The organism is Phyllobacterium sp. (genome assembly GCF_037994405.1).
Classification (GTDB): domain Bacteria; phylum Pseudomonadota; class Alphaproteobacteria; order Rhizobiales; family Rhizobiaceae; genus Phyllobacterium.
This window is the reverse complement of record NZ_JBBNAN010000384.1, coordinates 1-8,640: the sequence shown is the minus strand read 5'-3', so window position 1 is coordinate 8,640 and position 8,640 is coordinate 1. Positions and strand designations below refer to the sequence as shown.

Annotated in this window: 6 protein-coding genes; all 6 read left to right on the top strand. The window is 57.0% G+C overall.

Annotation, left to right across the window (positions count from 1 at the left end; all coding sequences use genetic code 11):
• Positions 1–285: 285 nt before the first annotated feature.
• The gene (locus AAAC48_RS21445; RefSeq protein WP_340656133.1) at positions 286–1,623 is read left to right on the top strand and encodes an adenylate/guanylate cyclase domain-containing protein; all 1,338 of its coding nucleotides are present in this window, start codon (positions 286–288) and stop codon (positions 1,621–1,623) included.
• Between the two features lie 17 nt (positions 1,624–1,640).
• The gene (locus tag AAAC48_RS21440) at positions 1,641–2,579 is read left to right on the top strand and encodes a polysaccharide lyase (protein ID WP_340656132.1); all 939 of its coding nucleotides are present in this window, start codon (positions 1,641–1,643) and stop codon (positions 2,577–2,579) included.
• Between the two features lie 138 nt (positions 2,580–2,717).
• Positions 2,718–4,607: an ABC transporter ATP-binding protein gene (locus tag AAAC48_RS21435; protein WP_340656131.1), complete on the top strand. Its 1,890-nt coding sequence runs from the start codon at positions 2,718–2,720 to the stop codon at positions 4,605–4,607.
• A complete protein-coding gene (locus tag AAAC48_RS21430) occupies positions 4,601–6,526 on the top strand; it encodes an ABC transporter substrate-binding protein (RefSeq protein ID WP_340656130.1) in 1,926 nt (641 codons plus the stop codon). The genes AAAC48_RS21435 and AAAC48_RS21430 overlap by 7 nt, the downstream gene beginning before the upstream one ends.
• Positions 6,527–6,528: 2 nt before the next feature.
• Positions 6,529–7,527 carry an ABC transporter permease gene (locus tag AAAC48_RS21425; protein WP_340656129.1) on the top strand — a complete coding sequence of 333 codons (999 nt, stop codon included), beginning with the start codon at positions 6,529–6,531 and terminating at the stop codon, positions 7,525–7,527.
• Positions 7,524–8,640, top strand: a 1,117-nt coding sequence (locus tag AAAC48_RS21420; RefSeq protein ID WP_340656128.1) for an ABC transporter permease, incomplete at its 3' end; no start/stop codon positions are given. The genes AAAC48_RS21425 and AAAC48_RS21420, both read left to right, overlap by 4 nt.

The window sequence follows — 8,640 nt, the reverse complement described above, 5'->3', positions numbered from 1 at the left end:
ACATTGAAGTGACTAAACCCTATTGTTTAGCGCAGCCGACATACCCATCTCAATGCTTCGAAACAACGACTGATAAAGGACTGCCCGTCGAGCTACCCGCTCAAGTCGTATCGGACCGGTAGAATAGCAGCTTTGGCGTCGCTTTTGCCAGCGTTGACACCGTCGCCCGATTCACTCAAATTGCCCTTGTTCTTGCACATTCGAAGCGTGTTCTGGTCGCTTTAAGTGCAGGAGTAGCAATGTGTATGGGAAAGTGGACGTGGCTCGCATTTGTAAGGATCAGGGATGAGCACGACCCAATCTGACGTATCCACAATTCTTCTCGACAAGGTAGCCGACTGGCTCACGCATTCGTCTCTTGCTGGTGACAATCTCGAGACCATCGTACGCGGCTTTTGTGAACGTATCGCGGCGGCGGGTCTGCCGATTGCGCGCGTTAATCTGTCCTTCTCCATGTTGCATCCGCTCTATGATGCGTTGGGCTTCACCTGGAAGCGGTCGAGCGGCATGACGGTCGAAGGCTACCGGCATGATCCAGCCGGAAAACCCGAGCGCTTCCTGCTCAGCCCCTATTTCTATCTTCTCAGCAACAATCTGGAACATGTGCGCCGGCGCATCACGAACGACGGGCCGATGGAATTTCCAGTCCTCGACGAACTGAGGGAGGAAGGCGTTACCGACTATCTCGCATTCCTGCAGCCCTTTGGCGGTCAATCCACGCAAGGCATGATGGGCTCCTGGTCGACTGACAGCAGTGAAGGCTTCAGCGACGCCATGATTGCCGCGCTGTTGCGTTTGCAGAATCATCTGGCCGTTGCGGCCAAGATGGCCGTCCTCGGCAAACTCGCCGACAATATGTTGACGACCTATCTTGGCGGCAACGCCGGCAAACGCGTCTTGAACGGCCAGATCCGGCGCGGCGACGGCGAGACCATCCGGGCAGCTCTTGTGATGGGCGATATGCGCGAGTCGACTGTGCTCGCCGAGAAAGAGGGCCGGCAGGCCTATATCGACACGCTCAACCATTTCTTTGATGCGATCGCTGCACCCTTCAACCGCGGCGGCGGCGAGATCCTGAGCTTCATGGGCGACGGCTTTCTGGCAGTCTATCCCTGCGGCCGGCACAAGGATCCTTCGAAGATTGCATGCGATGCGGCACTATCGGCCGTGTTCAAGGCGCAGGCCCGCGTTGCCGAGCTCAACAAGGAGCGGCGCAAGGACGGCCTCAGTGATATCCGCTACGGCGTCGGCCTGCATGTCGGCAATGTCATGTTCGGCAATGTCGGCCTGAAGGACCGTCTGACGTTCTCCGCCTTTGGTTCCGCAGTCAACGAGGTTCAGCGCCTGCAGGGCCTGACAAAGAAATATTCACGCGAGGTCATCGCCAGCCAGGCATTTGCCACCTATTGCGGAGGTGACTGGACCACACTTGGCGAAGAGAAACTGCGCGGCGTCGGCCACAAGGTCACGGTACTCTTGCCGAAGTCGTCGGGCGAGACCTTCCAGCTTGAGGACGCCTACGACGACGTCGCCTATGACGGCTTGTCGGAAGCCGAACAGGTCATGCTCTTGCATCGCGATAAGAAAACGCAACGTCCGTTGCTCGAGAAATTCATGCAATGATAGGAAGGACCGTCGCCATGGCCCTTCTGGCCGCCACTCTCAATTTGATAAGTGCGGCAGCGGAACCGGGAGGCGACGTCCTTTTCGATGGCTTCGATGGCACGGATTTTGCACCGAGCGGCGGGTTGTATTATCGCCAGAATTTCGAACAGCGCGCCGGCACGATAGAGTTTCAATCCGACGTGAAGCTAACGGGCACCGGCGCACTCAAGCTCAGTGTGAAACCGTTCTGTCCGCACGCCAGGAAGAACTGCAGCGAAAGGGCAGAAATCTGGGAGAAAACCGACCGGCGTGTGCCCTATGACACGGGCGTCTGGTACGGTTTCTCGGTCAAATTTGCCGATCCTATCCCCCAGGGCGACCATCGCTACCTGATCGCACAGTGGAAGCGCGAGATTGGACCTGATGCGGTCGGTGATTTCAGCCCATTCCTGGCGCTACGCCTCAACCAGGGCAAATTGTTCGCTACCATCGAAACCAATTACCTGGCGCCTTCCAAGGCCGAGGGGTCAAGTACGGTCCAGGCGTGCGGCAACGATCAGACGCCAGTGTGGTTCCGGCCAGACACGAACCAGATGCGGGCGCTCGTTGCAACGGACTCAACCTGGACACCACAGGACGGCAGCCAGTTCAACAGCTGTACTGATGCGATCGTGGTAACTGACCACGGCAACAAACTGCCGACACCCGATTCCGGTTGGATCGACTTCGCCATTTATACCAAGCCCGGCCCGGACGGGACGGGCCATGTCGAGATTTTCGCCAACAAGAAATGGATCGTGACGGTCAAAGGTCATATCGGTCACGGCGACAAGGGCCTCGGCACCAACCAATATTTCAAATTCGGTCCCTACCGTGCCGCGGACAAGACCGACTGGACATTGTATTACGACAATTTCCGCCGTTCTCCGCGCTGCGAGGACGTGCTTGATGCTGAACTTTGTCCCGTACCGTGATTGGCTTGCCGCGCTTGGCGCGGCACTGTCGGCTGCGGCATCATCGGTGAATGCGGCCTGCTAGACTCCCCGTTTGCTGTGCGATAGTCTCCGTCTCAATGGGAGACAACGATACGTTATGGGGAATAATTGGCTGGCATGACGTCAGGATCTGATCTGTTGCGTATCGAAAATCTGGGCATTTCATTTTCAATGCTCGGAGGGCGTCTGGATGTCGTCAAGGGCGCCAACTTACGCGTTCTTCCCGGCAAGGTGACAGCACTGGTCGGTGAGTCCGGCTCGGGCAAGTCGGTCATCAGCCAATCCGTCATGGGTATTTTGCCCAATACGGGAAGAGTTACCGGAAAAATCATTTTCACCGATCCCCTCGACGGCAGATCTACGGATATTTTGCAATTGACGCGTGACGGGCCCGAGATCAGGGCGCTGCGCGGCAGCCGCATGGCAAAGATTTTCCAGGAGCCGATGACGTCGCTGTCGCCGCTGCATACGGTCGGTAACCAGATCAGCGAAGTGCTTGCCATACACACCGAGGCGACAAAAGCTGAAAGGCGAACGCGGACCGAAGAGATGCTCGGCCTCGTCGGTTTTGCCAAGCCGCGCCGGACCTACAACATGTATCCGTTCGAGCTTTCCGGCGGGATGCGCCAGCGCGCGATGATTGCCATGGCGCTCATTTGCCGCCCTGCCCTGCTTATCGCCGACGAGCCGACGACCGCGCTCGACGTGACGATCCAGGCGCAAATCCTCGAATTGCTGCGCGATTTGCAGCATAAGCTCAATATGGCCATGCTGCTCATCACCCATGACCTCGGCGTCGTCGCCAATGTGGCCGATGAGGTGGTTGTGATCTATCACGGTGAGATCATGGAAGCCGGACCGGTCGAAGCGATCTTCCGCAGGCCGCAACATCCTTATTTGAAGGGCCTCATGGCGGCCGTGCCGCATTTCGACATGAGGCCGGGCGAGCGTCTGAAGGCACTTCGCGAGGTGCCAGTCAAAACGGACACGCTGTGGGCCAGGAAGAAGCAGGTCGAAAACGCTCCCGAGGTTCTTCTCTCCGTGAAAGACTTGACCAAGACCTACACCACGCGCAAATCCGGCCTGTTCGGGGGTAAGGATACAACCCCTGTGCGGGCGGTTGATGGGGTCAGCTTTGACATAAAGCGTGGTGAATGTCTCGGGCTTGTCGGCGAAAGCGGCAGTGGCAAGACCACGGTCAGCAAGATATTGATGCGCGCCGTTACACCTGACAGCGGTTCGGTCAGCTTCGACGATGGCGGGGGCAAGATCGACGTTTTAGCGGCACAAGGCGATGCGCTGATGGAGCTGCGAACCCGCATCCAAATGGTATTTCAGGACCCGGTCTCGTCACTTTCGCCGCGCATGACCGTGCAGAATATCCTGAGCGAACCTCTCGAAATCCACGGATTGGGCGACAAGGCTTATCGCCTCGAGAAAGTGCGCGGGCTGATGCAGGCAATCGGGCTCGATCAACGGTACCTCAATCGTTATCCGCACAGCTTTTCCGGCGGACAGCGCCAGCGTATCGGCATCGCTCGGGCACTTGCCCTCGGACCACAACTTTTGATCTGTGACGAACCCGTCTCGGCACTCGATGTTTCTGTTCAGGCTCAAATTCTCAATCTTCTCAAGGATTTGCAGAAACAGTTAGGGCTGACTTATCTGTTCATCTCCCACAATCTCGCCGTCGTCGACTATATGGCCGACCGCATCGCCGTGATGTGCGGCGGGCGTATCGTCGAAATTGCCCCAAGGGAGATCATCCTGCGCAATCCTGTTCATCCCTATACCCGTGCGCTTCTGGCAGCTGTGCCGTTTCCCGACCTCGACAGGCCTCTCGATTTCGAGACATTGCAGGCGAGCGGCGCATCCGATCAAAGGGCCTGGGGCCCGCAATTCTCCAGCGATGGCAGTGGTGACGGATTGGTAGCTGCCGATCTTGGCGATGGGCACCTTGTACTGGCACGGCGCAATGTTGACGCCCGGGATTTACGCTCGTGGTGACGCGTCGCACCCTCCTTGGCACTTTTGGCCTTGGCGCCCTCGGTTGCGCCGTATTGCCTGGCCTTGCAAGTGCCGCTGATCGCGAGCTTGAGCCAGACTATCTGGATGATCGGCTCAAGGCACGAAGCCTGCCGCCACTTGCCGAGCGGCTGCCGATAAGGCCGCGCATCGTCGGGTTAAAGGCAATGGGACGTACGCCGGGTCAATATGGCGGTACGGTGCGCACCCTTATCGGCAGCGCAAAAGATATTCGCTTCATGACCATCTATGGTTACGCCAGGCTCGTCGGTTATGACGAGCATTTGATCATGCAGCCGGATATTCTGGAGGCGTTTCAATCGGACAGCGATACCGTCTTCACTTTCACGATCCGCGAAGGGCACAAGTGGTCCGACGGCTCACCATTGACCGTCGATGATTTCCGCTACTGGTGGGAAGACGTCCTGATGAACAAGGACCTGACCCCCGGCGGTGGCTCCCTTGACCTTCGCGTCGATGGAAAAATGCCGCGCTTCGAGGTGCTTGATGCGTTGACCATTCGTTATTCCTGGGAAAAACCTAATCCGAATTTCCTGCCGAGCCTCGCCGCTCCGCAACCGCTCATCATCGTTGGCCCCTCGGCCTACCTGAAGAAATTCCACAAGAAGTACCAGGATGAGTTTCGCCTTTCAGCGCTGATGAAAGAAAACCGCGTCAAGAAGTGGGCTGACCTCCACATCAAGATGGCGCGCGAATACCGGCCGGAAAACCCCGAACTTCCGACACTTTATCCCTGGCAGAACAAGACGGCTCCACCGTCAGAACAGTTCATCTTCGAGCGCAATCCCTACTTTCACCGGGTTGACGAAAATGGCCGGCAACTGCCCTATATCGACCGCTTTGTCCTCAATGTCAGTTCATCCTCCATCATCCCGGCAAAGACCGGCGCTGGAGAGAGCGACCTGCAGGCAGCGGGCATCGATTTTGCCGACTATACCTTCCTGAAGGACGCCGAGGACCGGTACCCGGTAAAGGTGGATTTGTGGAAGATGACTCGCGGCTCGCGGCTGGCAATCCTTCCCAATTTGAATTGCGGCGACGATGTCTGGCGCGGTCTGTTCCGCGATGTTCGAGTGCGCCGTGCATTGTCGCTGGCGATCGACAGGCATGAAATCAACATGGCGGTGTTTTACGGCCTTGGAACGCCCAGTGCCGACACTGTTTTGCCCGAAAGTCCCTTGTACAAGCCGGAATACGCCAAGGCATGGATTGATCACGATCCGGACAAGGCCAACCAGTTGCTCGATGAAGCCGGGCTGCAAAATCGCAATGATGACGGGCTCAGACTGCTTCCCGATGGCCGTCCTGCCGAAATCACCATCGAAACGCCGGGCGAAAGCACGCTTGACACGGATGTTCTCGAACTTGTGACGGATCACTGGCGCAAGATCGGAATTGCGCTGTTCACCCGCACCTCGCAGCGCGATATTTTCCGCAGCCGTGCCCAAGCGGGCCGCATCATGATGTCGATCTGGTATGGAATCGAAAATGGTGTTGCGACCGCCGACATGAACCCGCAGCAGCTGGCGCCGACAGCGGACGATCAACTGCAATGGCCGCTGTGGGGTATGTACTATCTATCGCTCGGGCAAAATGGTCAGGCGCCAGATATGCCCGAAGCCGAGGAGTTGATCAGGCTGCAGAACAGCTGGCGCGAATCCGCTCACATGGCGGAACGAACTGCAATCTGGCACCAAATGCTGTCGATCTACACGAGCCAAGTGTTCTCGATCGGCCTCGTCAATGGAACGCTGCAACCGATAGTCCGTTCGGCACGTTTGCAGAATGTTCCGGAAAAAGCACTCTATGGCTTTGATCCGACCTGCTATTTCGGAGTCTACATGCCGGACACCTTCTGGCTGGCTGCGGAGGAGGTGTAGGCATGTTGCGTTATATTCTTTGGCGCATCGCCGCTATGATCCCCACCTTGCTGATCATCTCCGCGCTGGTCTTCGTGATCATCGAGCTGCCGCCTGGCAACTTCTTCGATAGCCAGATTGCTGAAATGCAGGCCCAGGGCGAAACGGTAAACCTGCAAGATATGGAAGAACTGCGCCACCAGTATGGTTTCGACCAGCCCCCAGTCTTGCGCTATTTCCATTGGCTCGGCGGCATGCTGCATGGCGATTTCGGTTATTCCTTCGAATACCAGCTGCCTGTCAGCGAAGTGGTTGGAGACAGGCTATGGCTGACAGTGCTGGTCTCCTTCGTTACCATTTTGTTCACATGGCTCATCGCGTTTCCAATCGGCATGTATTCGGCCACGCACCAGTATAGCTGGAGTGACTATGGGTTGACGCTTTTCGGTCTGCTCGGCATTGCCATTCCGAATTTCATGCTAGCGCTGATCCTGATGTATTTCGCCAATATCTGGTTTGGCACGTCAATCGGCCATCTCATGGACCAGAAATTTCTCAATGAGCCGATGAGCTGGGAAAAAGCGCGATCCATCCTTTCCCATCTATGGATCCCGGTCATCATCGTCGGCACGGCGGGTACGGCGGGTATGATCCGGCGCCTGCGCGCCAATCTTCTCGATGAACTGCAAAAGCAATATGTGATGACGGCGCGCGCCAAGGGTCTTCACCCATTTCGGACATTGGTCAAATATCCATTGCGTATGGCCTTGAATTTCTTCGTCTCGGATATCGGGTCTATCCTGCCGTCGATTATTTCCGGCGCCGAAATCACAGCAATCGTTCTGTCGCTGGAAACCACAGGGCCGATGCTCATCAAGGCATTGCAAAGCCAGGATATGTACCTCGCCGGCTCCTTCCTGATGTTCCTTGCTTTCCTGACGGTGATCGGTGTGCTGATATCGGATATTGCGCTTGCCTTTCTTGACCCTCGCATTCGCCTCGCTGGCAGGAGCACCAAGTGACAGCGCCGCTTCCCCTTCCGGGTGCCCCCCTGCAGCACTACGTCTCGACGGCGCCCTTCGATCCCATGTCTGTCGAAGTGATGACGGACAAGCAGGCAAAAATTCATCTCGCGTCGCAGACGCGGTTGATGTGGTGGAAATTCAAGCGCCACAGGCTGGCGCTGGCATCCGGCATTTTCCTGGCGTTGCTCTACGGCATGATTATCATCTGCGAGTTCCTCGCGCCCTATAACCTGCACACGCGCAACGTGGATTTCATCCATTCTCCGCCACAGCGGGTGCGCTTCTTTCACGATGGCAAGTTCGTCGGACCCTTCGTCTACGGCCGCAACATGCAACTCGACATAAAGACGCTCAAGCGCAACTACACCGACAACCGGAGCGATGTTCAGCCGATCCGCTTTCTGTGCCGCGGCGACAATTACCGGTTCTGGGGCCTCATCGACTCTAACATTCACCTCGCTTGCCCGGCAAAGGGAGGCCAGATGTTTCTACTGGGGACTGACCGGCTTGGACGGGATGTGCTGTCTCGCATTATCTACGGTGCACGCATTTCGCTGACTATCGGCCTCATCGGCATCACCATAAGCTTCGTTCTCGGCATCATCATCGGCGGTCTCGCCGGCTATCACGGCGGTCTTTTCGACCTGCTCGTGCAACGCGTCATCGAGGTGTTGCAATCATTGCCTAGCCTGCCATTGTGGATGGCCCTTGCGGCGATTATGCCGGTGACCTGGAGTCCGATCCTGATTTATTTCGGCATCACCATTATCCTCGGCATGCTCGATTGGACCGGGCTTGCCCGTTCCGTACGCTCCAAGCTCCTGGCCCTGCGTGAGGAAGATTATGTGCTGGCGGCGCAGCTCATGGGTGCCAAGAGCGGTCGCATTATCGGGCGGCATCTCGTACCCGGGTTTATGTCGCACCTTATTGCCACCGCCACCATTTCCATTCCAGGCATGATTCTGGGTGAGACCGCATTGAGTTTTCTCGGCCTCGGACTCAGACCACCCATCACCAGCTGGGGCATTCTCCTCACCGAAGCGAGAAGCGTCAGTGTCATCGCTTTCTATCCCTGGCTGCTGTTTCCAATGATTCCAGTCGTTCTTGTAA